Raw genomic sequence first — 26,584 nt, 5'->3', positions numbered from 1 at the left:
GCGGCGGGTAGCACTGCGGCCGGAACGGCGACCGGCGCCGCCAGCGCGCCGCTGTCGGAGGTCGATGTCGAGAAGATCCTCGACGACCTGGCGCAGCAGAGCGGCCAGAAACTGAACTGGCGCACGTCCATCGTCGACACCATGAAAGCGCTGGGCATCGACAGCAGCCTGGAGCACCGCAAGGAGCTGGCGCGCGAACTGCAATACAGCGGCGACATGAACGACTCGGCCGCCATGAACGTATGGCTGCACAAGCGCGTGATGAAGGAGCTCGCGGCCAACGGCGGCAAGCTGCCGCCGGAATTGCGCGATTGAAGCCTGCCGCGGCAGATTGAGCGACATGCGGGCCGATGGATCGGCCCGTTCTCCTTTACCGCGAGCGATTTACGACCAGCGCGTGTCCGGGTCGAGCGGATAGACCGGCCGCGCCACGCGCTGGAACGGGAAGCGCTCGTAGCGCGAGCTGGTCACGCCCTCGCCGTCGCACTCGACCACGGCGCGCGCGATCGGCACGAACACCGGCCGGCAGTACATCCGCGACTTCAGCAGCAGGAAACGCGCGCGATGCGGGTCCACGCCGATATGCGTGAAGATGCCCAGGTCCCAATGCTCCTGCGGCGTCTCGACGATCACGATCCGCGCCGCGCCGATATCGAGCAGCGCGCTGCGCCCCATGCGGATGCGCTGGCCGGTATAGGTGGGTCCGCTGATCACGTATTCGCCATCGCCGAGTGCGGCGACCTTGCCGGTCAGCGGCTTCGATTGCGGATAGACGCCCAGCTGGGTCAGGGCCACCTTGTCGCCGACCGGCAGGGTCACCGTGGCGCCGACCCCGGCCGCGACCAGCGCCGCCACCGCCTCCGGGTCGCACACCGGCCCGACCGCGATGCCGCTCAAGCCCTGCGCCAGCGCTTCGTGCAGCACGGCCATGTTGTCGCAGGTGCCGCCTGACATGCAGTTGTCGCCGTGGTCGAGCAACAGCACCGGGCCTTCCCCCGGCGCGTCGGCAAGTTTGGCTGCGTGCGCGATCGACTGCGCCAGCGGCTCGCTGCGATAGACGAAGCCGGCGCGGTCGTCCCAGATCTGCTGGGCAATGCGCTGCGCCACCGCATCGGCGGCGGCCGCATCGCCGTCACCGACCACGATCACGCTGAGGCAAGGGGCCGCGATATCGGCGAGGCCAAAGCCGGCCAGCACGGAGACTCCCAACATGCCTTGCGCTTCCGCTTCCCTGGCGGCCGCCACCGCGCGCTGCATCGCACCCTGATCGGTACGGCTGCACAGCGTATGCGTCAGCAGCGGCAGGCGGCGCCAGGCCACCACCGGCTTCGTGCGGCCCGCGATATGGTCCAGCAGCAACCGGCCCGCGTGATCGCCGGTCTCGTACATGTCGACGTGCGGATAGGTCTTGAAGCTGACCGCCACGTCGACATGGTCGATCAGCTTCTGCGTGATGTTGCCGTGCAGGTCCAGCGCGACCGCGATCGGCGCGTCGGGCAGCACCGCGCGCAGGCGTTCGAGCAGGTCGCCCTCGCCGTCGTCGCTGTTCTCGGCCACCATCGCGCCGTGCAGGTCCAGCATCACCGCATCGCAGCCCGGCGCGGCCGCGACGATCGCGTCGCACAGCGCGGTATAGGCCTGCGCCGCGACGCGCCCGCTGGGATTGGCGCCGGCGATCACCGGCACCACGATCTCGGCGCCGGCCGATTCGGCCAGGTCGATGAAGGCGCCGGCCGCGGTGCGCGTGCCGCGCGCGGCGCGGTAGCCGTCCTCGCCATAGCGCGGATCGAACGACCCCAGCGGCGTGGGCACTGGCGAGAAGGTATTGGTCTCGTGATTGAGGCGGGCGATCAGGATTTTCATCGCGTGGATCCGGTCGGTGCGGTGTGGGTCGGAGGCCGTGTCAGGCGACGCGGTCAGCGCCGTCAGCGTTTCAGCGTCGGCGGCGAGGTCGGCGGCATCAGCGCCGGCGCGCGGCGTCGAGCATCGCGTGCAGCAGCACGTTGGCGCCCGCCTCGAGATGCTCGGGGCGCGCGTCCTCGATCTCGTTATGGCTGATGCCGTCCTTGCAGGGCACGAAGATCATCGCGGTCGGCGCGACGCGGGCCAGATAGACGGCATCGTGGCCGGCGCCGCTGACCACGTCCATCGCCGACAGTCCCTGCTGCGCGGCGCCGTCGCGCACGGCCTGCACCAGCCTTGGCTCGAACGGCTGCGGCGGGAAGTAGACCACCTGCCTGACGTCGATATCGATGCCCGAGCGTTCGGACAGCGCGGTGCAGGCCCGATGCAGGGCCGCGTCCATCGCGGACAGCACGGTGTCGTCCGCCGCGCGCAGGTCCACCGTCATCGTCACGCGGCCGGGAATCACGTTGCGCGAGTCCGGATGGACCGACAGGCAGCCGACCGTGCCGCGCCCGTGCGGCGGGTGATCCAGCGCGATGCGATTGACGATGCCGACCAGTTCGGACGCGGCCAGCAGCGCGTCGCGTCGCAGCGCCATCGGCGTCGGTCCGGCGTGCGCCTCCATGCCGGTCAACACCACGTCGTACCAGCGTTGGCCCAGCGCGCCGGTGACCACGCCGATCACGGTGTCGTTCGCCTCCAGCACCGGCCCCTGCTCGATATGGGCCTCGAAATAGGCCCCGACGGCGCGGCCACCCACGGGCTCGGCGCCTGCATAGCCGATTTCCTTCAGCGCGTCGCCGACGCGGACGCCATCGCGGTCCGTCTGCGCCAGCACATGGTCCAGCGCGAATTCGCCGATGAAGGCGCCGGAGCCCATCATCACCGGCACGAATCGCGAGCCTTCCTCGTTGGTCCACACCGCGACCTCGAGCGGCGCATCGGTGACGATGCCGGCGTCGGCCAGCGTACGCAACACTTCGAGGCCGGCCAGCACGCCATAGTTGCCGTCGAACTTGCCGCCGGTCGGCTGCGTATCGATATGGCTGCCGGTCATCACCGGCGGCAGCGAGTCGTCGCGGCCCGGCCGGCGTGCAAAGATGTTGCCGATCGCATCGACGCGGACCGTGCAGCCGATCGCCTCGGCCTCGGCGACGAAGAAGTCGCGGCCCTGCCGGTCGAGATCGGTCAGTGCAAGGCGGCAGACTCCGCCCCTGGGCGTCGCGCCGATCCGCGCCAGCCGCATCAGCGCGTCCCACAGCCGGGCGCCGTCGACGCGCAGCGACGCGGTGCCGGCGTGCGCGGCGCCTCGTCGCACGTTGCCGGCGGGGGCGGTGCCTGCCTGGGGGGTGCCGATCTGCGGGTTGCCAATCTGCGTGCTGCTGGCCTGCCGGTTGCCGGCCTTTGTGTTGGTGGTGGTGTCTTCTGCCATGTCCGTCAATTCGCGTCCGCTACATCGTTCGATTCAAGCCGCCAGGCCGACGCCGAGATAGCGGTCCTTGACCGCCTCGTCGGCGATGAATTGCGCATTGGTGCCGGTATAGACCACGGCGCCCTGCTCGATGATCACGTGCCGGTCGGCCAGCTGCGTGCAGACCTCCAGGTTCTGCTCGACCAGCAGGATCGGCACGCCGGCCGCCTTGATCATCTTCAGCTGCGCGACGATCTCCTCGACGATCACCGGCGCCAGCCCTTCCACCGGCTCGTCGAGCATCAGCAGGCGGGGATGGTTCATCAGCGCCCGCGCGATCGCCAGCATCTGCTGCTCGCCGCCGGACAGCTGCGCGCCGCCATTGCGGCGCCGCTCGCGCAGCCGCGGGAAGATCTTGTAGACGTCGTCGAGCTGCCACGGGGAATCGCGCCGGGCGCCCAGCTTCAGGTTCTCCTCGACGGTCAGCAGCTTGAAGACGCCGCGATGCTCCGGCACGAAGCACAGCCCCTGCGCGGCGATGCGATGCGGCGGCATTCCGCCGATCTCGTTGCCGCGAAACAGCACACGGCCGCCGCGCGGCTGCACCACGCCGGCGATCGCCTTCAGCGTGGTCGACTTGCCGGCGCCGTTGCGGCCCAGCAGCGTGACCAGTTCGCCCTCGCCCACCGCGAGCGACACGCCCTGCAGCACGTGGCTCTTGCCGTAGTAGGCATGGATGGCTTGCACATCGAGCATCGTCATCGCTGGCCTCCGGTGATCATGTTGCCGAGATAGGCCGCGCGTACGCGCGGATCGCCGCGCACGCTGTCGGGCGGGCCTTCCATCAGCACCTTGCCCTGCTGCATCACGGTGATGGTGTCGGAGATGTCCATCACGATGTCCATGTTGTGCTCGATCAGCACGACGGTATGGTCCTCGGCCAGTCCGCGGATCAGCCGCTTCATCGCGCCGAGATCGTCGACGCCCATGCCCGAGGTCGGCTCGTCCAGGAAGATCGCGCGCGGCCGCGCGGCCAGCGCCATGCCGACCTCGAGCCGCCGCTGCTGGCCGTGCGACAGCGCACCGGCCACGGCATCGGCGACGCGGGTCAGCTCCAGCCGCTCCAGCACGCGTTCCACGGTGTCCGTACATGCCAGCTCGCCGACCGGCCGCCGCCAGCAGTTCATCGCGCGCCGCGGCTGCGTGCCGAGCGCGGCGAGCCGCAGGTTCTCGCGCACCGGCAGGCTGGGGAACAGGCTGGTGACCTGGAACGAGCGTGCGATGCCGCGCTGCACGCGCTGGTAGTCGGTCTCGCCGGTGACGTCGTGTCCGTCAAAGACGATGCGCCCGCTGGTGACGCTGCGCGTGCCGGTCAGCATATGGAACAGCGTGGTCTTGCCGGCGCCGTTCGGCCCGATCACCGAATGCACGGTGCCCGGCATCACGCGCAGGTCCACGCCGCCGAGCGCCATGAACTTGCCGTATTGCTTGACCACGCCGGTGGCTTCGAGGATCGGGACTGTCATGCGCGTTCCTCTCCCGTGGTGACGATTTTCGTGGCGGCTTCCGTGTCGGGGCCGATCGCGGCCGGCTCGCGGCGGATGCCGCGCAGCCGCAGCCATATCGTCGTGCCCAGGCCCCACAGGCCGCGCTGCATGAAGAGGCTCACCGCGATCAGCAGGAAGCCCAGCAGCATCAGCCAGCGCGGCCACAGCGTCGACAGCCAGTCGGCCAGCAGCACGTAGAACGCCGCGCCCAGCACCGAGGCGAACACGTTGGCGGTGCCGCCGATCACCGTCATGATCAGGATCATCTCGCTGACGTGGTAGTCGATATTGGCCAGCGGCGCGATGCCGGTCAGCATCGCGTGCAGGCCGCCGGCAAGCCCCGTTACAGCGCCCGAGATCACGAAGGCCAGCAGCTTGAATGCCTTGATGTTGTAGCCGACCGCCAGCGCGCGCTCCTCGTTGTCGCGGATCGCCAGCAGCGTGCGGCCGAACACCGAATCGGTAACGCGCAGCACCAGAAAGAACACCAGCAGGAACAGCACCGCGACGAAGCCGTAGAACTGCCACGGCGAGGCCAGCGAGACCAGCTCGCGGCCGGCGATCGACAGCGCGGGCCGCGGGATGTCCAGCAGGCCGTTGTCGCCGCCGGTCAGCGACGGCACCGAATAGGCCAGGAAGTAGAACATCTGCGAGAACGCCAGCGTCAGCATCACGAAGTAGGTACCGCGCTGCCGGATCGAGAACCAGCCGACCAGCGCCGCCGCGGCCGCACCGATGGCAATCGCCAACGCGAGCGACAGCGGCACCGGCAGCGCGATGCGGGTCAGCGCCAGCCCGAGCGAATAGCTGCCCAGGCCGAAGAAGATGCCCTGGCCGAACGACAGCAGGCCGGTGTAGCCGAGCAGCAGATTGCACGCCATCACCGCCATCGCGTAGATCAGCACCTCGGTCGCCAGCGTGCCGGAGCGCAGCGTCAGCGGCAGCAGCAGCGTGACGGCCAGCGCGAGCCACCAGAATCGATACGCCATCATCCCCTCCCCAGCAGGCCGTGCGGACGCAGCAGCAGCACCGCGGCCATCGCGACATAGATCATCAGCCGCGCGCCCTCGGGCCACAGCGTGCTCATCAGGCTTTGCACCACGCCGACCAGCAGGCCGCCGATCAGCGCGCCGGTGAAACTGCCCATGCCGCCGACCACCACCACGATGAAGGCCACGCCCAGCGCCTCGACGCCCATGAACGGTTCGGCGCCGCGGATCGGCGCGGCCAGCACGCCCGCGATCGCCGCCGTCGCCGCGCCCAGCGCGAACATCAGGCTGAACAGCCGGAACACGTTGATGCCGAGCAGCGACACCATCTCGGTCGATTCGCTGCCGGCGCGCACCGCGCTGCCCAGCCGCGTGCCCTCCAGCAGCCACCACAGCGCCACCGCCAGCAGCGCGGTGAAGGCGATCACGAACAGCCGGTACTTCGGATAGATGAAGTCGCCCCACATCACCACGCCCTGCAGCGCGTCGGGCGGCGGCACGTCGACACCGAGCGGGCCCCAGCCGACGATGATCAGCTCCTGCACCGCGAGCGCGAGGCCGACCGTCACCAGGATATGGAACTCATGGGGCTGGGCGTAGACGTGGCGCAGCATCACGCGCTCGACCAGCCAGGCAAGCGCGCCGATCACCAGCGGCGCCACCACCAGCGCGGCCCAGAAGTTCATGCCCAGCTGCAGCGCCTGGAAGCACAGATAGGCGCCGAGCGCATAGAAGGCGCCGTGCGCGAAATTGACGAAACGCAGCAGGCCGAAGACGATCGACAGTCCGACGGCCAGCAGGAAATACAGCATGCCGATGCCGATGCCGTTGATGACCTGCAACAGGTAGACGTTCATGAAGCGCTTTTCGCTTTGGCTATCGCGTTGGCGGGCGCCCTCTCCCGATCAAGGGGAGAGGGTTGGGGAGCGGTCGTCGAGAGGAGACAACCCGGTGGCAGAGGCTTACGCCATCTTGCACTGGGTCTGCTCGGGCGGCAGGAAGGCCTTGCCGACGCTGATCACGTCGGCATAGTCGTCCTTGTCCTTCATCCTGGCCTTGGCCTTGCCCTTGAGCAGGTAGTAGTTCTTCAGCACCTGGTGGTCGGCCGCGCGGATTTCCTCGGGGCCGGTCAGCCCCTCGTACTTGAGCCCTTCCATCGCCGCGATCACGGCCTTCGGATCTGCGCTGCCCGCCTTGACCATCGCGTCCAGCATCAGCTTGGTACAGATATAGGAGCCGGCCAGGCTGTAGTTCGGATTGGACTTGAACGTGGCCTTGCAGCGCTGCACCAGATCGCGGTTCAGCGGCGTATCGACGCCGTGCCAGTACTGCGCGCCGAAATAGACGCCATCGCACAGGTCCGCGCCCAGCGATTCGAACTGCTCGAGCCCCGAGGCCCAGGCCAGCAGGATCGTCGTGTTCTTCTTCATGCCGAAGCTGACCGCCTGGCGCAGCGTGTCGGCCGATTGCGAGCCGAAGTTCAGGATCAGCAGCACGTCGGGCTTGGCCGCGATCGCGTTGGTCAGATAGCCGCTGAATTCCTTCTCGTTGAGCGCGTGGTAGCTGTTGCCCACGTGCTCGATGCCCTTTTCCTTGAAGATGTTCTTCGCGGCGGACAGCAGGCCCTCGCCGAACACGTATTGCGGCGTGATGGTGTACCAGCGCTTGGCCTTGGGCATCGACTCGATCAGCGGGCGCACGGTGCGCTCGATCGCGCCGTAGGTCGGCACCGACCAGCGGAAGGTCGCGCGGTTGCAGTCCTTGCCGGTGATCTCGTCCGCGCCGGCGGTGGTGACGAACACCCCGCCGAATTTCTCGGCCTCCTTGCCCATCGCCAGCGATTCCGACGACAGGATGCCGCCGGCGAAGTAGCGCGCGTTCTTCTGCTGCGCCAGTTCCTGCACCTTGCGCACCGCGGTGGCGGGCTTGCCTTCGGTATCGAGCACGCTGTAGCGCAACGGCTTGCCAAGCACCTTGCCGTACTGCTCGACGATCAGCTTCATGCCGAGGTCGGCGAACTTGCCGTTGGCGGCGAACGGGCCGGACATCGGCACCGGGCAACCGAGTTCGATCGCATCGTCGGCGGCCAGCACGGCACCGGCGCGCAGCAGGGAGGCGGGGACGGCGGCCAGCGCGCCGAGTTTGAGCACGTCACGACGATTCAAAGCTCACTCCTTGGATCTGTGGGGTCCATCGAAAGGGAAGGTCCGGCACGCGACAGGATCGCAACAGCGCTACAGCAAGAATCGAACCCGTTTATTCTATTTATACGTATAAACTGGTTGAAGGCATCATAGGAGCCGGTTTGCGGGACTGTCAATGAAGCGCCGGTCAGGGTTTACCTGCGCCCAGGGACGCGATCCCGATGCGCGATGGCGGTGCCGCGCGCACCGCGATGGACCGCGGCAGGACCGTTGCAGGGCGCCGTGGGCCGGCAAGGCGCATGCCGCACCGGCATGGCGATCAAACGAAAGGAAGGACAATCCATGGTGACGTTCCGCGGCGCGAAGGCGCCGGCTCTGGCGATCCGCAAGCAGAAGCGCGCCGACCTGGTGGCGGAGGAACTGAAGCGCCTGATCACCGAGCGCGATCTGAAGCCCGGCGACAAGCTGCCGCAGGAAATCAAGCTGCAGCAGACCTTCGGCGTCAGCAAGAGCACGATCCGCGAAGCGCTGAAGTCGCTCGAGGTGCAGGGGCTGATCAGCGTCAGCACCGGCCCGGCCGGCGGCGGCACCATCGTCGAGGTGCCGCTGGACCGCACCTTCCAGCTGATGCAGAACTACCTGTTCTTCAAGGACGTCGGCATTGCCGACGTCTATACGGTGCGCCGGCTGCTGGAGCCGGAGCTGGCCGCCGGCGCGGTGCCGCATCTGACCGAGGACGACTTCCGCGCGCTCGAACATACGATCGACCTGTGCGACCCCACCTCGGCCTCGGCGGCGGCGCCGCTGGACCAGCGCCAGGAGGACCTGAGCTTCCACGACATCCTGGCCGCGGCCAATCCGAATCCGATGCTGCGGTTCTGCTGCGAGCTGATCAACGAGATGCTGCGGCAGCTGGTGGTGTTCGGCAACGACACGCCGGCCTGCGAGCACGAGAAGTTCGGCGCGTCCAATGTCCGCTTCCACAAGAAGATCGTCGCCGCGGCCCGCGCGCGCGATGCCGAGCAGGTGCGCAAGCTGATGGCCGCGCATATGCAGGACTGCACGCGCCACATCACGCGGATGAACGGGCGCGTGCACGGGCGCCTGGTGCTCGATTCGGAATTGCCGCGCCGTTCGCTGGTGGTACGCCCGCGCGACCGGGAGCCCGAGCAGACGAGCTGAGGCGCCGCGACGCCGCGCCAGGCAGGCGCTTTTTCCCTCCCAAGGGGCACTCAATTCGCGGGGCCCTAATTCTCGGAACCGGCATTCGGTCCGGATGAATGACACTCATGACACGGCCGTGCCGGAGACGGAAAGCGCCGATTGACTCCGCCTCTCCTTTATGGAATGGCGCGCGACTTCAGAATCGCTGCGTTCGTGGCGCGGCTTCCAATCTGCCGCTGCCGATCCCTGTGCGACAATCGCCGCCCATCTCCCCTTCCATCCACGCCGATCCGATGAAGACATCCGCAGAGGTCAGCCGCCAGGATGCCGCCGCAACGCGCGAGGCGGACACGCCCTGGACGGGGCTCGATGACCAGGGAACAGGCCTGACGGTCGACGATTTCCTGACCACGATGCTGAGTCAGCTCGTCAACGCGCTGCGGCGGACCGTGACCCAGCCCTACGCCGAGCAGTTCGAATTGACGGTACCGGAATGGCGATTGCTGGCGCTGCTGGCGCATGCGGGAGAACTGCCATTCGCCGAACTGGTGGTTCAATCGACCTCGGACAAGGCCCTGGTCAGCCGCACGCTCCGGTTGCTGGAGCAGCGCGGGCTAGTGAAACTGTCCACTGCGGGCAATACGCCTCGCAAGAAGCTGTTCTGCAGCATCACGAGAGCGGGCATGGCTCTGCACGATCAAGTGATCCCGCTGGCGCGGCGCCATCAGGCGGCGGTATTGCGGCTGCTGGACACCCGGGAGCGCGAGGCGCTGTATCGCGCGCTGCGCAAACTGCACGCCCAATGCGTAATGGGGCCCGGAGTGGACCCGAATGGCGCGGAAGAAGCCTAGGATGCTGAGCCGCCGGATCGTCAAGGAGTTCGGGATTCCAGCGGATTGATTGAAGAGCCGGAGCCGCCGTGCGGCGGAGCAGAGGGCGGCGCGACTTTGGATGTTGGCCTGTGTGAAAAGCCGTGCGGTGTCACGCTGGATCGTCTTTGAATACGTCGTCCAGCGTTTCGGCGCGAAGCAATCGCGTTGACCAGTTATCGAGCTGCTCCTCCGTTGCGGCCTGAATCCTGGCTACCGCATATTCTGGCAACGTTCCGAAGCGAGTGGCAAGTTGCCGCTGCAGTATCCGGGCCTCGCCCTCCAGCCGTCCGGCCGCCTTATACTCATGCGCCCACACCTTGAAGCTCTGACTTAGTTTCATCTTCATCTCCACAAGATCATTGACCACCGGTACGTCCAGCGTGTTGCCACTACGCCGGCCAATGAGCCCCGGCAACACGTTGAGGAAGATTCGCTGCAGCTCCTCGTCGCCTTTCACGATGTCGGCGAGTTTGTCGATCAACTCGCCGACCTCCTGCTGGGTTTCCGCCTCTTCCAACTGCATCAGCACGGCAACCGGGTTGCGCATCGCGCGAAGCTGATCCTTGCTGATGCGTCCGCTATCCAGCAACAGGTATTTAAGCTTGGGCAAGTGCTCCCCGACAAGGCCGGGCACGTCGGGCAGCATCGCGGCGATATCGGTCGGCGCGTTCCATGGCGTTTCGCCGTTGTACAGCACGATGGGCAGCACCGGCGGAATGCCGCGCCGAGGCTTGACGTATTCCTTGCGGATCAGGCTTTGATAGAGCAGCCCAAGATAGGACATGATCCGCACCGGCATGCCGTAATCGACCGTGCTCTGGAACTCCATCATCAGATAGAGGTAGAGCCATTCGTCGTCGGCGCGGACCCGCCACACGATGTCATTGGCACGCTGCTGCAGATCGTCCGCGACGTAGTGGCAGGCAATGCTTTCCAGCGAGCCGAAATCCAGCCTGCCCAGCCACGGGTCGGCGACGAATCCCGAGACCAGGTTGCGAACCATCGATGGAGAGGAAAACAACTGCTTGTAGCTGGCGTCTTCGAGCTGAACCATGGTTGGAGCCGATAACTGAGGAGTGTCGAGGCCGACAGCATCCTCCGCATGAGCTCTCGATGCTTCACAGAAGGACACGCATTTTGCGTTTCATGCCGCCCGGCGGACCGGCATCGATCAACGCCCGATCGCGCGGCACATCGATGGCTCGCTCGGCAGCATTCGGCGAAATCGCGGACACTGTCTGGCGTTGCGAAGATTCTCAATCGGCTTGCCGCCGGATGACCGGCGAAGCAGCGCCCCATTCGAAGGAGACACCATGAGCCAAAGGAAGGCCATCCTCGTCATCGGTGCCGGCGACGCGACCGGCGGAGCGATCGCGCGGCGCTTTGCGCGCGAGGGCTATATCGCCTGCGTGACCCGGCGCAACGCCGACAAGCTGGCACCGCTGGTCCAGCAGATCGAAGCCGAAGGCGGCATTGCCCATGCCTTTGGCTCGGACGCGCGCAAGGAAGAGGAAATGACCAGCCTGGTGCAGCGGATCGAGGCCGACATCGCGCCGATCGAGGTGGCGGTGTTCAACATCGGCGCGAACGTCCGCTTCGACGTTCTCGACACGACGGCCCGGGTCTACTTCAAGGTCTGGGAGATGGCCTGCTTCGCGGGCTTCCTGATGGGTCGCGAGACGGCGCGCGTGATGGTGCCGCGCAGACGCGGCTCGATTTTCTTCACGGGAGCCACGGCCAGCCTGCGCGGCCGCGCCGGATTCTCGGCGTTTGCCGGCGCCAAGCACGGCCTGCGCGCGCTGGCGCAATCGATGGCGAAGGAGCTGGGGCCGCAGGGCATTCACGTTGCGCACCCGATCATCGACGGCGCCATCGACACCGCCTTTATCCGCGAGAACTTTCCCGAGCGCTATGCGCTGAAGGATCGCGACGGCATCCTGAATCCCGAGCATATCGCCGACGCCTACTGGATGCTGCACCAGCAGCCGCGGGACGCGTGGACGCACGAGCTCGATCTGCGGCCCTGGATCGAGGCGTGGTGATCTGACTGCCGGCAGTCCCGGACCCGGCTCCGGCTCCGGTCTCGGGCTCCTGCCCCAGGCTCCAGGCTCCAGGCTCCGGGTTGCGGGTTGCGGGCTGCGGACTCAGGACTCGGGGCTTTCCGCGTTTCCGGCACCCGGCTTCCCCGCATGGCACGAGGCACCGTGCCTCGCCCATGCTTTACCGCTCAGCGCCGCGCGTCGAACATCCCCGCCAGCCGCTCGAACGTCAGCTGCTCGGCTTCCCTGACGATCCGGTCGATCAGCGTCTTGACGCTCGGGATATCGTGGATCAGGCCGGCAACCATGCCGCAGCTCCATGCACCGGCCTCGACATCACCCTCCACCATCACCTTCGGATAGATGCCCGCAACCTGGTCGTAGATGTCAGCGATCTTCAGATCGGCGCCCTTCTCGCGTTCGATTTCCAGCAGCCGCTCGACGCCGCCGTTGTTCAGCACGCGTTCGGTATTGCGCAGCGCCCGCATGATCAGCCGCGTATCGAGTTCGCTCGCCTCGACGATGGCCCGCTTGACGTTGACATGCACCGGCGCTTCCTCGGTGGCCAGGAAGCGCGTTCCCATATTGATGCCGTCGGCACCCAGCGCCAGCGCGGCCACCAGGCTGCGGCCGTCCGCCATGCCGCCGGATGCGACGAACGGAATCTTCAGTGTTTCGGCGGCCCGCGGCAGCAGGATCATGTTGGGCACGTCGTCCTCGCCCGGATGGCCGCCGCATTCGAAGCCGTCCACGCTGGCCGCATCGCAGCCGATCCTCTCGGCCTTCAGCGCGTGGCGCACCGACGTGCATTTGTGGATCACCTTGATGCCGGCCGCCTTCAGGGCCGGCATGTACTGCTCGGGACTGCGGCCCGCGGTCTCGACGATGCGCACGCCGCCCTCGGCGATCGCGGCGATGTACTCCGCATAGGGCGGCTCCGAGAACGTCGGCAGAAAGGTCAGATTGACGCCGAACGGCTGGTCCGTCATCTCGCGGCAACGCGCGATTTCCTTGGCGAGCAGCTCGGGCGTGCGCTGCGTCAGCGCGGTAATGATGCCCAGGCCGCCGGCATTGGAGACGGCCGCCGCCAGATCGGCCAGGCCGACGAAATGCATGCCGCCCTGGATGATCGGATAGCGGATCGCGAACAGTTCAGTGATGCGTGTTTTCATGGGCAGGAAGGCTCCGAACGAGTGGAATGACCGAACGCGAATCAGGCGGCGCGCGCCCGCACGATTTCCTCTTCGACATCGCGCAGGCTGTCCTTGCCGAAGAAGATCTCGTCGTCGACGAAGAAAGTCGGCGCGCCGAATGCCCCGCGCTCGAATGCGCGCTGCGTATTGGCCAGCAGCGTTTCCTTGACGGCCGGCTGATTGATCGCCTCGAGCAGGCGGGCACCATCGAGCCCCGCCTCGTTCAGCGCGGCCTCGATCACGGCCGGATCGTCCATCTTCAATCCGCGCTCCCACATCGCGCCGAAGACCGCATCGACATAACGCGTGAAGCTGCCATCCTGACTCGCTGCGATCGCGCCTCGCATGATCTGCAGGGTATTGACCGGAAAGTGGGGATTCATACGAAACGCGGTCAGGCCATGCCGCCTGACGAAGCGTTCCATTTCCAGACGGCCATATTCCGGCTTGTTCTTGATGCCGGCAAACGCCTCCACCGGCGAGCGATTGCCGGTCAGCCGAAACAGGCCGCCGAGCAGAATCGGAACGTATTCGAATGTCACGCCGGTGCGCGCTTCAATGTCCGGAATGACCTTGTGCGCGAGATAGGCGTTGGGGCTGCCGAAATCGAACAGGAACTGCGCGTTGACGGTACGCATCGCTTGTCTCCACCTCGGATGGTGATTGTTGCCGGACGGTCCGGCCGGCCGGTTTCCCGCAACAATGTACCGTCGATCGGATTTTTGGCAAGGCTTTACGCGCACGTTCCACGATGCAGTTCTGGCGCGCAAGCGACGAGGCGCTAGTCGCCGGCCTTTCCGATCGGCGCGCCGCGCTTGTGCACCACCTTGGCCTTGACCACCGAGGTATTGGTTTCCGCCATTTGCGCGACGCGATCGAGCAGGCCATCCAGTTCCTCGATCGATCGCACATACAGCCGGGCCACAAAGCAATCCTCGCCGGTCACCTTGTCGCATTCGCCGATCTCGGGAATTTCGGCAATCAGCTTCTGCACGATATGGAGCTTGCCGGGCAACGGGCGGATGCGAACGATCGCCTGCAGCGGATAGCCGAGCGCCGCCGGATCGATATCGATAGTGAAGGCGCGGATCACCTTCCGTTCTTCCAGGCGTTTCAGCCGTTCGGAAGTACTCGGCGAAGACAGGCCGACACGAGCGGCGAGCTCCTTCAGTGAAATCCGGGCGTCCTCGGCCAGCACGGCAAGAATGCGCCGATCGACATCGTCGAGCATTTTTTGATTCCTTAGGGAAGAAAGGGTTATGCCTTCCAAATACAGGAAAGGAGGCGATCCAACCTAATAAAGCATATAGAATCCGCGCCCTTGTCATGCGATTCTAAACACCATTGAGCCTTCAGGAGAAAGATGGTGAATTCCCTACGCGGCACTGCCGAAATGACGGCGTCGATGGTGTTGTCCGGCACCATCGGCTGGTTCGTGGTCGAGTCCGGACAGCCGATCCGCGACGTGGTGTTCTGGCGCTGCCTGTTCGGCGCACTGACCTTGCTCGCGGTCTGCGGCGCGCTGGGCATGCTGCGGCAGCTGACCTGGCGCACGCTCGGGCTCGCGGCGCTGGGTGGCGTCGCCATCGTGATGAACTGGCTGCTGCTGTTCGCGGCCTATCCGCGCGCGTCCATTTCGATCGCGACGGCGGTCTACAACACGCAACCGTTCATGCTGGTGGCACTGGGCGCGCTGCTGTTTTCCGAGCGCATCACGCTGACCAAGCTGGCCTGGCTGCTGATCGCGTTCGCGGGGGTGCTGATGATCGTGCAGGCCAAGCCGGATCACGGGCATGGCGCGACCGACTATCTCGGGGGCATCGCGCTGGCGCTTGGCGCGGCGTTCTTCTATGCGGTGGCGGCCATCATCACCAAGCGGCTGTCGGGCGTGCCGCCGCATCTGATCGCACTGATCCAGGCCTGCGTCGGCACGGCGATGCTGGCGCCGTTCGCGAATCTGTCGGACCTCGCCGCTTATGACGGTTCGTGGCCGATGCTGGTGACGATCGGCGTCGTTCATACCGGGCTGGTCTATATCCTGCTGTACGGCGCGATCCAGAAGCTGTCGACGGCGATGACGGCGGCGCTGTCCTTCATCTATCCGGTAGTGGCGATCGTCGTCGACATGGTGGCCTTCGGGCTGCGCCTGGACTGGGCGCAATGGGCGGGCGCCGCGGCGATCCTGATCGCGGCAGCCGGCATGACGCTCGGATGGCGGCTGCCGTTCGCGCGCCGGTCCGGCGCCGCTGCGACGCGGAGCTGACCACCTCGGCAACGCTCCAGCCTTCCTGCCGCCCCTTTCCGGCAATCCGCTTCCGGCAATCCGCTTCCGGAAATCCGGTTCCGGAAATCCGGTTCCGCCCATTCGGTTCCGCCCATTCGGTTCCGCCCATTCGGTTCCGCCCATTCGGTTCCGGCCATTCGGTTCCGGCAATCGGGTTCCGGTATACTTCCGCGCGGGTGCTCACCCCACGGGGTGGCAGGATCAGCGTCGGTCGGGCCGCCACGCGGCTTTTCCGCGACCGATGCATGCACCACCCTCATCCAGACCATTTCACTGGTCGACTCTCCGCTTCCACGCGCTGTCACGCAACGCCGCCCTCCGCGCCTCCCGGCCGCGGGAGCCGCGGCGCCTGCGCGCGCGCCATTCCCTTCGCTTCCATCCCGGCATATCTGCCGGTATGTCTTCCGGTATGTCTCCCGGTATAGCTCCCAAGAGAGGCCCCATGGCAATCGTACAAAGAAGACTCTCCAATACCTTCCAGCGCTTTTTCGAGTCCGAGAAGGCGGGTGGCATCCTGCTGATCGTCTGCACCGTCATTTCGCTGATATTGGCCAATTCGCCGATCGGCGACCAGTACCTCCATCTGTGGCATGTGAAGGTCGCCAGCCTTAGCGTCGAGCACTGGATCAATGACGCGCTGATGGCGATCTTCTTCCTGTTGATCGGCCTCGAACTCGAACGCGAGCTGTACAACGGCGAGCTGTCCAGCCTGCGCAATGCGCTGCTGCCCATCGTCGCGGCGGCCGGCGGCATTGCCGTTCCCGCACTGATCCACTTCGGATTCAACGGCGGCACCCCGACGCAGGCTGGCATCGGCATTCCGATGGCCACGGACATCGCCTTCGCGCTCGGCGTGCTGGCGCTGCTGGGCAGCCGCGTACCCGCCTCGCTGAAGGTATTCCTCACCGCGCTTGCCGTGATGGATGACCTCGGCGCCATCATCGTGATCGCGCTGTTCTATACGGCCGAGCTCGCGTTCGTCTACCTGGTCGGCGCCCTGGCGGTATTCGGCGTGCTGCTGTTCATGAACCGCGTGCTGCGCGTGATGTCGCTGATTCCCTATCTGCTGGGCGGCGCGCTGATGTGGTTCCTGATGCTGAAGTCCGGCGTGCACGCGACGATCGCCGGCGTGCTGCTGGCCTTCGCGATTCCGTTCTCCGCCCGACAGGACGACGCGGCATCGCCGTCGCATCGGCTCGAGCATGTGCTGCACCGGCCGGTGGCCTTCGTGATCCTGCCGATCTTCGCGCTGGCGAACACCGGCATCGTAATCGGCAGCGACTGGGCGCAAGAGCTGGCCTCGTCGAACAGCCTGGGCATCCTGGCCGGGCTGGTGGTCGGCAAACCGCTGGGCATCACGATCGTGAGCTTCCTGGCGGTCGCCATCGGCATCTGCAAGCTGCCGCTGGACCTGCGCTGGCGCCATGTGTTCGGCGCGGGCCTGCTGGGCGGCATCGGCTTCACGATGTCGATCTTCATCACCAACCTGGCCTTCACCGGCGAGCCCGGCGTGATCAATGCCTCGAAGATGGCGATCCAGCTGGCGTCGCTGAGCGCGGGTGTGCTGGGCTTCGTCTGGCTGAAGCTGTTCGGCAAGCCGGTCGCGTCCGATGTCGATATGGACACGATGGACTTCGAGTCGGACCAGGCACCGCCCGCAGGTGGCACCGCGGTGCGCTGATCGCGCTATCTTGCGTCGTGCGAATGCACCTGCAGGGCCTCGAGAAAGCGCGATACCATGTTGTACGCCGCGATCGTCGCCGTCAGCTCGACCACATGCCGGTGCGAGAAGTGCCGCGCGATCTCGGCGAACACCGCCGGCTCGACGCGAATGTCGCGCGTCATCGCGTCGGTGTAGGCGAGGACTGCACGCTCGACTTCGACGAACAGCGTGCTGTCGCGCCAGGCGGGCAACGCATCGAGCTGGGCCTGCGTCATGCCCTCCTTCAGCGCGATCGGGGCGTGCTGGTCGGCTTCGTAGGAAGCCCCGTTCAGGATCGCCACGCGCATGATCACCATCTCGCGCAGCGCGCCCGGCAAGGTGGACTTCTGGCGGATGGCGGTCAGATAGGTCAGCCAGCCCTCGGCGACGGGCGGCGCGTGCAGCAGCATCTGATAGAGGTGCAGCACGCTGCCGCGCTCGGCGGCGATCCGCTCGGCCAGCGGCTGAATGTCCGGCGCCGAAAGATCGGCGTAGGGAATGGCGGCCATGTCGATGTCCGTAGTGGGATGGATGGTTCGGCGTTTCAGTCAGCGAGGATCGCTTGCCGAAGATCGTTCGGCAAAGTTCGTTCGCCGAGGACGGCTCGGAGAAGATTGTTCGGCAAGGATCGGTCGCCGGCAATCACTCGGCGACGATCACCTTGCGGCGCACGAGGTCGCCCATGGCGGCCGCGTCCTTGTTGACCCGGGCGGCGAACGCCTCGGGACTGCTGTTGACGATATCGAAGGCATTCTCCGCGAATCGCTTTGATACCTCCGGATCGTGCATGACCTTGTGGGTTGCCGCCAGCAGCTTGCCGCGGACGTCCGGCGGCAGGCCATGCGGTGCGACCAGGCCAATCCAGGTCGGATATTCGAAGCCCGGAATCGCTTCGCTCATGGTCGGCACGTCGGGCAACATCGCGGAGCGCTTTGGCGAGCTGACGGCCAGCGCGCGGACCTTGCCGGCCTTGATATGCGGCAGCATCACCGATAGGCCGGCAAACGCATACTGGACATGGCCGCCCAGCAGATCGGTCAGCAACGGCGCCGCGCCCTTGTACGGGATATGGGTCGTCGCCAGCTGCCTGGCGAGCGACAGCTGCGCGCTGTTGACGTGCCCTGCCGACGCCGTCCCCGCCGAGCCATACGAGGTGTTCGGATTCGCCTTCAGATAGGTCACCAGCTGATCGAGATTGTTGGCCGGCAGCGCGTTGTTGACGACGAGCACCTGCGGCGTGGTGACCAGCAGGCTCAGGTAGTCGAACGACTTGAAGGTATCGAAGCGCAGGTTCTTGACCGTGTAGTGGTTCACCGCGTGCGAATCGAGCGCGAGCATCAGCGTATAGCCGTCCGGCTTCGCCCGCGCCAGGTCGGCCGCGCCGAGCGAGCCGCTGGCGCCGGGCTTGTTCTCGATGACGATCGGCTGGCCCAGCTCCCGGCCCAGCGCGCCGGAAATCGTGCGCGCGGTCTGGTCCACCGCGCCGCCGGGCGCGAACGGCACGATCAGGCGAATCGGCTGGCTCGGATACGCCTGGCTCCAGGCGGGAGCGGCGGGAAAAAGGGCAGCGGCGGCCAGCGCCGCTGCGCCAAGCAGGCGCCGGGATCGGTTTGTCATCGTTGTCTCCTTGTCGTTATCGTCGGCAAGGCCCGCGAGAGCCTTGCCCATGCCATGCGTCGATGGATGCCGCAATGCAGCCGCAATGCAGTCCTTGTCCAGCCGCTATCGCCATCTATCGCGTCGCGGCAACCAGCCCGCCGTCGACGACAATCTCGGTGCCGGTGATATAGCGGCTCTCGTCGGCTGCCAGGAACAGCACCGCGTGCGCGGTGTCCCAGCCATCGCCCATGCGCTGCATCGGCACCTGGCCATGCCGATGGGCGATGAACGCCTCGGTATCGCCGCCCGCATACTTGGCCGCCAACCCTTCGATCAGCGGGGTATGCATCAGGCCGGGCACCACGCAGTTCAGGCGGATGTTGTCCGGCGCGTGAATCACCGCGGTGGTCCGCGTGAAATGCATCAGGCCGGCCTTGGCGGCGGCATAGGCCACCTGCGGCTTGCCCACATAACGCAGCCCGGCCACCGAGGCGATATTGACGATGGCGCCGCCGCCCTGCGTCTTCATGATCGGCAGCACGTGCTTGCAGGCCAGGAACGTGCCCTTCAGGTTCACCTGCATCTGCGCGTCCCAGACCGCTTCATCCATCTCGATGGGACCGCCCGGCTGCGACAGGCCGACGTTATTGACCAGGATATCGATGCGGCCATGGCGCGACAGGCAGGCCTGCACCGCGCGCTCGACCTGCTCGGCGCTGGTGCTGTCGCAGGCGAGCACATCGGCGTCGAAGCCTTCCGCGGCGATCAGTTCGCGCGTGCGCATCGCGTGCGCCAGATGCAGGTCCGTGCCGAAGACTCGCGCCCCCTGCCGCGCCATCAGCATGGCGGTGGCGCGCCCGTTTCCCCACCCTTCGGCGACGGCGCCGCATCCCATGATCAGCGCCACCTTGCCGTTCAGATCCAGCATCTCGTCTCCGTTGTCCAGGTCTGCAAGGAAATCCCTCAAAAGCTTGCGCGGCCCATTCTAGGGAGACTACATTTATTGCGGAAATTCCCTTTGTCTATAGATTGATAGACTGCAAGAATGAATATCACGCCCCGACAACTCCGGATCTTTCTCGCGCTGGCGCAATCGCTGAATTTCAGCCGCACCGCCGAGCAGTTCTTCGTCACGCAACCGTCGTTGAGCAAGGCCGTCAAGGAGATGGAGGAGGAGCTGGGCATCGCGCTGTTCGAACGGTCGACGCGCAGCGTGCGCCTGACGCCGGCGGGCGAGCAGCTGGTGCCGATGGCCCGCCGCATCGTCGGGGAGTTCGATTCCGGCCTGCGGCATCTGCGGAGCCGCGCGGAACAGGAGGCGCAGCGGCTGTCGATCGCCGCGCTGCCGTCGCTGGCCAATGTGTTGTTGCCCGGCGTCTGCGCGGCACTGGAGAAGCGCTACCCGCATGCGCAGATCGCCGTGCACGACTGCGCGGACCAGGCCGCGGTACAGCGCGTGATCGATTACCAGGTCGACTTCGCGCTGGCGTCCGCCTCGCCGTCGAACCCCGAGCTGCTGTTCCAGGAGATCCTGCGCGACCGCTTTGTGCTGCTGGCCCCGGCGCAGTGGCGCAAGCCCTTGCGCAAGCGGATGCACATGGACGAACTGGCCGGCCTGCCGCTGATCAGCATGACCGACCGCAGCACCGCGATGAAGTACATGAGCGCCGCCTTCCTGCAGCGCGGCGTGCAGTTCCGGCCGAAGCTGCAGCTGGACCAGATCGGCACCATCGCCGGCTTCGTCAAGGAGGGGCTGGGCATTGCGGTCCTGCCCTATCTGGGCATCATGCCGCTGCTGTCGCTCAAGGGCATGCGCGTGGCCGAGATCGTGGACGGACCGGTGCGGTCCGTCGGCCTGGTCCGCCGCAAGACATCGCCGCCCTCGGAAATCGCGGCGCACGCCATGGCGGAGGTCGGCATCGTCGCCGACCGGCTGAAGCGGCGGTGGCCGGGCTGGATCTGGCCACCGGCCGCATAGCGGACTCAGGAGCGCTGCCCGCCCTAGCGGCTGAACGCCGCCTGCAGGTCGGCCTGGCTCGTCAGTCCCCGCTGCAACAGCAGCATCAGCAGGATGCGCGCCTTGGCCGGCTTCAGATCGTCCGCCATCACGGCGCCGGCGTCGAAGCTGGTCTTGCCGCCGCCGACGAAGCCGTAGTTCGGCAGCACGCGCCCGTTGTGCACGCGGGTAGAGATCACCACCGGCACCTTCTTCGACAGCGCGTATTTGACGGCCTCGAACATCGGCTGGTTCATGTTGCCCATGCCGAGCGCCTGCACCACGATGCCCTTGACGCCGCGGTCGACCGCGTTGCGCAGCGCCGCGCCGTCCGCCCCGCCGTACATCGCCACGATCTCGACCTCCGGCATCTTGTCGGTCTGGATCGGAATGTGCTGGCGGCGCGATGGGGTGCTGCTGTAGATGACCCGGTCCGGATACACCTCGCCGATAAAGCCGAAGTCGCCCGAGTTGAACGTCTCGACGTTCGAGGTGTGGGTCTTGGTGACGTAGCGGGCGGCATTGATCTGGTTGTTCATCGCCAGCATCACGCCCTTGCCCTTCGATTGCTCGTCGACGGCGATGCGCGCGGCGTTCAGCAGATTGCGCGGGCCGTCGAAGTCAGGCGACGATGCGTTGCGTTGCGCGCCGATCAGCACGACGGGCTTGTCCGAGCGCACCGTCAGATCGAGCCAGTACGCGGTTTCCTCCAGCGTATCGGTGCCGTGCGACACGATCACGCCGGCCACGTCGGGCCGATCGAGCGATGCCTGCACGGCCCGGGTCAGCGCGATCCAGCGCGGCGGCTCCATATAGTCCGACGGCACGTTGGACAGGTTGTTGACCTGGATGGTCGCGTACTTGCCGATATCGGGCACCGTGGCAAGCAGGTCGTCGCCCGATATCGCCGGCACCGGCGCATTCTTGACGGGATCGATCTTCATCGCGATGGTGCCGCCCGTGGCGATGAACTGCACCACGGGCTTGCCTTGCGCAAAAGCGGGGGCGGAGGCGGTGGCGGACGCGAACAACAGCATGCTGAGCAGGGCGCGGGTTGGCTTCATTCGAAGTCTCCTGGGATGTGATTATCGGAACCCGGGCCAGGCCTCTGCCTGGGACCGGCGGGTTCGCCTGCATTGGGCCACATCCTGGCACCGCGCGCCATCCGGGCGACTCCCCGGGTCCGCTGAACCCCATTCCCCGCATGCACCGGGGCGCCGCGCTACGCCCCGGCCGGAGACAGGCCCTGCATTACTTGCGCTGCGCCAGCGCGTTGCGGATCGCCGCCTCCGTTTCCGCGTACTGCCCTTCCCCGAAATGCTGGTAGACGACCTTGCCTTCCGCATCGACCAGATAGAGCGCGGGCCAGTATCGGTTGTGGTAGGCGGACCATGTCGCATAGCGATTGTCCTGCGCGACCGGATAGCGGATATCGAAGCGCTTGATCGCGGCCTGCACGTTGGCGGTCGACTTTTCGAACGGGAATTCGGGCGTATGCACGCCGACCACCACCAGTCCCTGGTCCTTGTATTTGTCGTGCCACTGCTTGATGTAGGGCAGCGTGTTGATGCAATTGATGCAGGAATAGGTCCAGAAATCGACCAGCACGACCTTGCCGCGCAAGCCCTCCATCGAAAGCGGCTGCGAATTCAGCCAGCGCTCGATGCCGGCGAATTCGGGGGCCCTGGTTTGATTGGGGATAGTGGAACCAACAGCGGAACCAGCAGCGGGACCAGCGGAGGAACCCACGGCGGAACCAACGGCGTTGGCGCCATTGCCGATGAAGCAGACCGCGGCGATGCCCGCGGCGGCCAATGTGGTGGCGAGAAGGGTGCGCATGATGTCGGACAGGTCGATTGGAATGATGGGATGCGGTGATGCGGGGATGCGGGGCCGCGGACCGCGGACCGCGGAAGCCGGCCCTTGCCGGTCGCTCGACCGGCGCAGGGCCGCCACACGGTCAGACCAGCACGGTCTCCACGTGGATGTTGCCGCGCGTTGCCTTCGAGTACGGGCAGATGCCGTGCGCCGCCTCGACCAGTGCGCGGGCCACCTCGCCGTCCACGCCCGGAATATGGACACGCAGCCGGGCCTGCAGCAGGAAGGCATCGCCGGCCATGGCCAGATCGACCTCGGCATCGACCGACGGCGCGGACGGCAGCGCCACGTTCAGCTTGCTGGCGGCCCTGCCCAGCGCGCCGATGTAGCAGGCGGACCAGCCCGCGGCAAACAGCTGCTCCGGATTGGTGCCGGCGCCCTTGCTTCCCGGCGGCGACAGCTTCAGGCTCAACCGGCCGTCGTCGCTGTGCGCCTCGCCGTCTCGTCCGCCGGTGGTGTGGACCTTGCCCGTGTACAGCACCTTGTCGATCTGGGTCATCTGGATTTCCTCGCTGATTCGATGAATGGGATGCGTTCGATGATGGTGGTATCGCTGGCCGAAGCGTCAGGCGTAGGCGCCGTCGAGATAGGGATCGACGCTGCGCGCGGGCTCGGCCGAGACGCCGGTGCGGTCCTGGCCGGCCAGCGTACGGGCACCGTCGCTGTACGGGTCGAACTGGCGGGCGCCGTCGTTGAACGGGTCGGTCTGGCGGGCGCCGTCGCTGTAGACGCTGCGCGGCTCCTGGGCCGAGCGGGCGCCGCTGCTGTACGGGTCGCGTGCGTCGGCCACCGAGCGGGCTCCCTGGGTGTACGGGTCGCGTGCACCGGGCTGGCCGAAGCCGGCGGCGTGCGCGCCTGCGGCAGTCGTAGCGGCAGCGGCGGCGAGCGAGAGGGCAAGGACGAAGCGCTTGGCGAATTGGGCGGTCATGATCGGTTTCCTTTAAAGAGAGTTGGTGTTGCCGGGTTTTGGGTAGTGGGGTATTGCGCGGTCCGGATCGCTTCGTTGTTGTTCAGCGCCGGGCCACGGATGCCATTTAAGGAGACCGACGTATCGCGCCCGTAGCGGATGCGGGGCGTTTTTGTCTGGATGCGTATCGCGGCGACCGCCGGATACAAAGGCATACAAAGCGGGAAAAAAAATCGGCCCTGGGGGCCGATGTCGCAAGTGGAAGGGGCGCAGGAAAGTGCGCCTGAAGGGCGCCGTCAGCCCAGCCTGACCTCGGCGACCAGTCCGCCACCTTCGCGATTGCGCAGCGTCAGCGTGCCGCCGATGGCGGCCGTCAGCTCGTGCGCGATTGCCAGGCCCAGGCCGGTGCCGCCGGTTTCCCGGCTGCGCGACTGCTCCAGGCGCACGAAGGGCTTGAGGACGGCCTCCAGCTGATCGTCCGGGATGCCGCTACCGCGATCGAGCACTTCGATCGCCACCACGTCGCGGTCGCGGCGCACGCGCAGTTCGGCCGATCCGCCGAACTTGATCGCGTTGTCGATCAGATTGGTCAGCACGCGCCGCAACGCATGGGGCCGCGTGACGATGGCCCCGCCGGCGTTCTGCAGCACCGTGACGTCCTTGCCGGTGTCCTGGTAGTCGTAGGCCAGGCTCTCGACGAAGGAGCCCAGGTCGACGCGCGACGCCTTCTCGCCATCGCCATGCGCGCTGCGCGCGTACGCCAGCCCCTCCTGGACCAGCGTCTGGATCTCCGACAGGTCGTTCAGCATCTTGCGCTTCTCGTCCGAATCGTCGGCCATTTCGGCCCGCAGCTTCATCCGCGTGATCGGCGTCTGCAGGTCATGCGAGATCGCGGCGAGGATCTGCACGCGTTCCTCGACGAAACGCGCAATGCGTCCGCGCATCGCATTGAACGCCCGCGCGGCACGGGCCAGCTCGGTCGGACCGGACTCGTCGAGCGGCGCGGACTGGGTGTTGGGATCGAGCGCATCGGCGGCATCGCCGAGGGCGACCAGCGGCCGGATCGCCAGCCGCACCGCAAACCAGCAGCACAGGATCAGCAACAGCAGCTGCAGGATCAATACATACGGCAGCCACTGCGCGATCGGCGTCATGCGCGGATGCACGTCGATGGTCAGCGGACTGCCGTCGCTCAGCGTCAGATGCGCCTGCACGCGCTTGCCGTCGCCGGGGATCGACTCCACCCGCACCGGAAAACGCCCGCCGCTCGCTTCGGTGATCCGTTCGGCGATATCCCTGCCCCGCGCGGTCATCTCCGGCACGCCGGGCAGGCCGGTGCCAAGGATGTACTGGTAATTGCCGCGATTGACGCGCGGCAGCCACTGCGGCCGCTCCGCCGCCGGCAGCCGGTCGAGGATGGCGATCGACGTGGCGACATCGGTTTCCAGCGTGCCCAGCATCACCTGCCGCGCGGACATATAGCGCTCGGAAAACAGCACCGCGAACGACAGCCCATGCGCGACGACGAGGCCCGTCAACAGAATCAGGAACAGGCGCGAGCGCAGCGTGCGGGGCCAGGCCCAGCCGGGGGCCTTCACTGCCGGGCCTCGCGAATCTCCACCGGCGCGGCGAAGACATAGCCCTCGCTGCGCACGGTCTTGATATAGCTGGGCTCGCGCGCATCGTCGTTCAGGCGCTGGCGCAGGCGGCTGACCAGCAGGTCGATCGAGCGCTCGAACATCTCGGCCTCGCGGCCCTGCGTCAGATTGAGCAGCTGGTCGCGATTGAGCACGCGCTGCGGATGGTCGACGAACACGCGCAGCAGCCGGTATTCCGCGCCGCTCAGCGCGACGATGGTGCCCTCGGCATCGATCAGGTGGCGCGCGGTCGTATCGAGCCGCCAGCTGCCGAAGGCGAGGATCTGTCCGGCCTCGGTGATCTGCAGGTTCGGCGGCAGCATGCGGGTACGGCGCAGCACGGCCTTGATGCGGGCCAGCAGTTCGCGCGCGGCGAAGGGCTTGGCCAGATAGTCGTCGGCGCCCATTTCGAGGCCGATGATGCGGTCGGTCTCGTCGTCGCGGGCGGTCAGCATCAGCACCGGCGTGGCCCTGTGCTTGCCGGCGCGCAGCTCGCGGCACAGCACGAGGCCGTCGTCGCCGGGCAGCATCACGTCGAGCACGATCAGGTCGACGGTATTGGCTTCCAGAAACGTGCGCATGTGGCGGCCATCGGGCGCCACCGTCACGCGCAGACCGTTCTTGGTCAGATAGGTCGAGACCAGTTCCCGGATTTCCCGGTCGTCATCTACGATGAGGATATGGTCGACGTGGGCGTCCATGGTTGTCACCGGCAGTTGAAGGAGAGTGAGAGGAGAGCGAGCGCAGAGCGATATGCCCACCGCCCCGGCATTGTATGGGGACGGCAAATCCGCGTGTATCGCAATGTATCCGGCCGGGAAGGCCCCACATTGCGGTACAAACTCGCCCCTTCGCGACACATCGCAGCGACGCCGGCCGGGTCTGATCGAGGGCAAGCCAACCCCTTGCCTGGAGACACGATCATGACCTTGCTGATTCTCGCCTACCTCGGCGGCGCCCTGACCATCCTGAGCCCCTGCATCCTGCCGGTGCTGCCCTTCGTGCTGAGCCGTACCGGACAGCCCTTCCTGCGCGGCACGCTGCCGATGCTGGCCGGCATGGCGCTGACCTTTGCCGCCGTCGTCACGCTGGCCTCGGTCGGCGGCGCCTGGGTGGTCCGGGCCAACGAATACGGGCGCCTGGCCGCGCTGGCGCTGCTGGCGGTGTTCGGACTATCGCTGCTGCTGCCCCGGCTTGCCGATGCGCTGGCCCATCCGCTGGTGGCGCTGGGCAACCGCCTCGCCGACGGGCGCGGCGCCGGCAACGGCACCGTCTGGAGCTCGCTGGGGCTAGGCGCGGCCACCGGCATGCTGTGGG

28 protein-coding genes are annotated in these 26,584 nt (G+C 66.6%); 8 read left to right on the top strand and 20 right to left on the bottom strand.

Features of this window, described 5'->3' with window-relative positions:
• The coding region (locus tag AC6EI8_RS10630; RefSeq protein ID WP_498381902.1) for a DUF3597 domain-containing protein at nucleotides 1-315 on the top strand (315 nt) is incomplete at its 5' end.
• Nucleotides 316-384: 69 nt separating this feature from the next.
• Here AC6EI8_RS10630 and AC6EI8_RS10625 read toward each other — a convergent pair.
• The 7 genes from AC6EI8_RS10625 to AC6EI8_RS10595 all read right to left on the bottom strand — a co-directional run bounded on the left by AC6EI8_RS10625 (nucleotide 385) and on the right by AC6EI8_RS10595 (nucleotide 8,017).
• The gene (locus tag AC6EI8_RS10625) at nucleotides 385-1,863 is read right to left on the bottom strand and encodes a M81 family metallopeptidase (protein WP_226109271.1); all 1,479 of its coding nucleotides are present in this window, start codon (nucleotides 1,861-1,863) and stop codon (nucleotides 385-387) included.
• A gap of 97 nt (nucleotides 1,864-1,960) precedes the next feature.
• On the bottom strand, nucleotides 1,961-3,337 hold the full coding sequence (locus tag AC6EI8_RS10620) for a Zn-dependent hydrolase (protein ID WP_226109272.1): 1,377 nt from the start codon (nucleotides 3,335-3,337) through the stop codon (nucleotides 1,961-1,963).
• 33 nt (nucleotides 3,338-3,370) lie between these two features.
• Nucleotides 3,371-4,072 carry an ABC transporter ATP-binding protein gene (locus AC6EI8_RS10615; protein ID WP_226109406.1) on the bottom strand — a complete coding sequence of 234 codons (702 nt, stop codon included), beginning with the start codon at nucleotides 4,070-4,072 and terminating at the stop codon, nucleotides 3,371-3,373.
• 2 nt (nucleotides 4,073-4,074) lie between these two features.
• Nucleotides 4,075-4,842 (bottom strand): ABC transporter ATP-binding protein, encoded by a 768-nt coding sequence (locus AC6EI8_RS10610; RefSeq protein WP_149319559.1) that lies wholly within the window; start codon nucleotides 4,840-4,842, stop codon nucleotides 4,075-4,077.
• Nucleotides 4,839-5,852 carry a branched-chain amino acid ABC transporter permease gene (locus tag AC6EI8_RS10605; protein WP_226109407.1) on the bottom strand — a complete coding sequence of 338 codons (1,014 nt, stop codon included), beginning with the start codon at nucleotides 5,850-5,852 and terminating at the stop codon, nucleotides 4,839-4,841. The genes AC6EI8_RS10610 and AC6EI8_RS10605 overlap by 4 nt, the downstream gene beginning before the upstream one ends.
• On the bottom strand, nucleotides 5,852-6,709 hold the full coding sequence (locus AC6EI8_RS10600) for a branched-chain amino acid ABC transporter permease (RefSeq protein WP_226109273.1): 858 nt from the start codon (nucleotides 6,707-6,709) through the stop codon (nucleotides 5,852-5,854). Before AC6EI8_RS10600 ends, AC6EI8_RS10605 begins: the two co-directional genes overlap by 1 nt.
• A gap of 105 nt (nucleotides 6,710-6,814) precedes the next feature.
• Complete coding sequence (locus AC6EI8_RS10595; protein WP_149319557.1) at nucleotides 6,815-8,017, bottom strand: ABC transporter substrate-binding protein; 1,203 nt, start codon at nucleotides 8,015-8,017, stop codon at nucleotides 6,815-6,817.
• Between the two features lie 321 nt (nucleotides 8,018-8,338).
• Between AC6EI8_RS10595 and AC6EI8_RS10590 the strand changes: the two genes are divergently transcribed.
• On the top strand, nucleotides 8,339-9,178 hold the full coding sequence (locus AC6EI8_RS10590) for a FadR/GntR family transcriptional regulator (RefSeq protein WP_149319556.1): 840 nt from the start codon (nucleotides 8,339-8,341) through the stop codon (nucleotides 9,176-9,178).
• A 275-nt stretch (nucleotides 9,179-9,453) separates the two neighbouring features.
• Nucleotides 9,454-10,011 (top strand): MarR family winged helix-turn-helix transcriptional regulator, encoded by a 558-nt coding sequence (locus AC6EI8_RS10585; RefSeq protein WP_149319555.1) that lies wholly within the window; start codon nucleotides 9,454-9,456, stop codon nucleotides 10,009-10,011.
• Nucleotides 10,012-10,141: 130 nt separating this feature from the next.
• Here AC6EI8_RS10585 and AC6EI8_RS10580 read toward each other — a convergent pair whose 3' ends face one another.
• A complete protein-coding gene (locus AC6EI8_RS10580; RefSeq protein ID WP_226109275.1) occupies nucleotides 10,142-11,086 on the bottom strand; it encodes an Rpn family recombination-promoting nuclease/putative transposase in 945 nt (314 codons plus the stop codon).
• 259 nt (nucleotides 11,087-11,345) lie between these two features.
• On the opposite strand from AC6EI8_RS10580, the gene AC6EI8_RS10575 reads away from it, so the two are divergent.
• Complete coding sequence (locus AC6EI8_RS10575; RefSeq protein ID WP_226109277.1) at nucleotides 11,346-12,074, top strand: SDR family oxidoreductase; 729 nt, start codon at nucleotides 11,346-11,348, stop codon at nucleotides 12,072-12,074.
• A 185-nt stretch (nucleotides 12,075-12,259) separates the two neighbouring features.
• Here the strand turns inward: AC6EI8_RS10575 and AC6EI8_RS10570 are convergent, their stop codons facing one another.
• From AC6EI8_RS10570 to AC6EI8_RS10560, 3 genes are all read right to left on the bottom strand, one after another.
• Complete coding sequence (locus tag AC6EI8_RS10570) at nucleotides 12,260-13,243, bottom strand: NAD(P)H-dependent flavin oxidoreductase (RefSeq protein WP_498381901.1); 984 nt, start codon at nucleotides 13,241-13,243, stop codon at nucleotides 12,260-12,262.
• 41 nt (nucleotides 13,244-13,284) lie between these two features.
• The gene (locus AC6EI8_RS10565; RefSeq protein ID WP_265635288.1) at nucleotides 13,285-13,902 is read right to left on the bottom strand and encodes a 2-hydroxychromene-2-carboxylate isomerase; all 618 of its coding nucleotides are present in this window, start codon (nucleotides 13,900-13,902) and stop codon (nucleotides 13,285-13,287) included.
• A gap of 143 nt (nucleotides 13,903-14,045) precedes the next feature.
• Nucleotides 14,046-14,495, bottom strand: coding sequence for an Lrp/AsnC family transcriptional regulator (locus AC6EI8_RS10560; protein WP_265635290.1), 450 nt, complete (start codon nucleotides 14,493-14,495; stop codon nucleotides 14,046-14,048).
• A gap of 132 nt (nucleotides 14,496-14,627) precedes the next feature.
• Here AC6EI8_RS10560 and AC6EI8_RS10555 point away from each other — a divergent pair, with 132 nt between their 5' ends.
• Both AC6EI8_RS10555 and nhaA read left to right on the top strand, forming a co-directional pair.
• Complete coding sequence (locus AC6EI8_RS10555; RefSeq protein ID WP_226109281.1) at nucleotides 14,628-15,527, top strand: DMT family transporter; 900 nt, start codon at nucleotides 14,628-14,630, stop codon at nucleotides 15,525-15,527.
• Nucleotides 15,528-15,990: 463 nt separating this feature from the next.
• Nucleotides 15,991-17,229, top strand: coding sequence for a Na+/H+ antiporter NhaA (gene nhaA / locus AC6EI8_RS10550; RefSeq protein ID WP_498381900.1), 1,239 nt, complete (start codon nucleotides 15,991-15,993; stop codon nucleotides 17,227-17,229).
• 5 nt (nucleotides 17,230-17,234) lie between these two features.
• Here the strand turns inward: nhaA and AC6EI8_RS10545 are convergent, their stop codons facing one another.
• The 3 genes from AC6EI8_RS10545 to AC6EI8_RS10535 all read right to left on the bottom strand — a co-directional run bounded on the left by AC6EI8_RS10545 (nucleotide 17,235) and on the right by AC6EI8_RS10535 (nucleotide 19,777).
• Nucleotides 17,235-17,759: a carboxymuconolactone decarboxylase family protein gene (locus AC6EI8_RS10545; RefSeq protein ID WP_498381899.1), complete on the bottom strand. Its 525-nt coding sequence runs from the start codon at nucleotides 17,757-17,759 to the stop codon at nucleotides 17,235-17,237.
• A 133-nt stretch (nucleotides 17,760-17,892) separates the two neighbouring features.
• Nucleotides 17,893-18,867, bottom strand: coding sequence for a Bug family tripartite tricarboxylate transporter substrate binding protein (locus tag AC6EI8_RS10540; protein WP_498381898.1), 975 nt, complete (start codon nucleotides 18,865-18,867; stop codon nucleotides 17,893-17,895).
• Between the two features lie 115 nt (nucleotides 18,868-18,982).
• On the bottom strand, nucleotides 18,983-19,777 hold the full coding sequence (locus tag AC6EI8_RS10535; RefSeq protein WP_498381897.1) for an SDR family NAD(P)-dependent oxidoreductase: 795 nt from the start codon (nucleotides 19,775-19,777) through the stop codon (nucleotides 18,983-18,985).
• Nucleotides 19,778-19,894: 117 nt separating this feature from the next.
• Here AC6EI8_RS10535 and AC6EI8_RS10530 point away from each other — a divergent pair, with 117 nt between their 5' ends.
• Entirely contained in the window at nucleotides 19,895-20,827 is a 933-nt protein-coding gene (locus AC6EI8_RS10530) for a LysR family transcriptional regulator (protein ID WP_498381896.1), read from the top strand.
• 23 nt (nucleotides 20,828-20,850) lie between these two features.
• Here AC6EI8_RS10530 and AC6EI8_RS10525 read toward each other — a convergent pair whose 3' ends face one another.
• From AC6EI8_RS10525 to AC6EI8_RS10500, 6 genes are all read right to left on the bottom strand, one after another.
• Nucleotides 20,851-21,882 carry an asparaginase gene (locus AC6EI8_RS10525; RefSeq protein WP_498381903.1) on the bottom strand — a complete coding sequence of 344 codons (1,032 nt, stop codon included), beginning with the start codon at nucleotides 21,880-21,882 and terminating at the stop codon, nucleotides 20,851-20,853.
• Between the two features lie 214 nt (nucleotides 21,883-22,096).
• A complete protein-coding gene (locus tag AC6EI8_RS10520; RefSeq protein WP_498381895.1) occupies nucleotides 22,097-22,684 on the bottom strand; it encodes a thioredoxin family protein in 588 nt (195 codons plus the stop codon).
• Between the two features lie 121 nt (nucleotides 22,685-22,805).
• Nucleotides 22,806-23,222 carry an organic hydroperoxide resistance protein gene (locus tag AC6EI8_RS10515; RefSeq protein ID WP_149319541.1) on the bottom strand — a complete coding sequence of 139 codons (417 nt, stop codon included), beginning with the start codon at nucleotides 23,220-23,222 and terminating at the stop codon, nucleotides 22,806-22,808.
• A 66-nt stretch (nucleotides 23,223-23,288) separates the two neighbouring features.
• Nucleotides 23,289-23,651, bottom strand: a complete 363-nt coding sequence (locus AC6EI8_RS10510) for a hydroxyquinol 1,2-dioxygenase (protein WP_498381894.1) — start codon at nucleotides 23,649-23,651, stop codon at nucleotides 23,289-23,291.
• A 275-nt stretch (nucleotides 23,652-23,926) separates the two neighbouring features.
• A complete protein-coding gene (locus AC6EI8_RS10505) occupies nucleotides 23,927-25,228 on the bottom strand; it encodes an ATP-binding protein (RefSeq protein WP_498381893.1) in 1,302 nt (433 codons plus the stop codon).
• Entirely contained in the window at nucleotides 25,225-25,968 is a 744-nt protein-coding gene (locus tag AC6EI8_RS10500) for a response regulator (protein ID WP_498381892.1), read from the bottom strand. The genes AC6EI8_RS10505 and AC6EI8_RS10500 overlap by 4 nt, the downstream gene beginning before the upstream one ends.
• Nucleotides 25,969-26,190: 222 nt before the next feature.
• Here AC6EI8_RS10500 and AC6EI8_RS10495 point away from each other — a divergent pair.
• Nucleotides 26,191-26,584 (top strand): cytochrome c biogenesis CcdA family protein (locus AC6EI8_RS10495; RefSeq protein WP_498381891.1); only part of this gene is annotated, 394 nt, incomplete at its 3' end.

The organism is Cupriavidus sp. R6-3, assembly GCF_059772245.1.
Note: the sequence above shows the minus strand (reverse complement) of the source record. Positions and strands in the feature narration are given on the sequence as shown.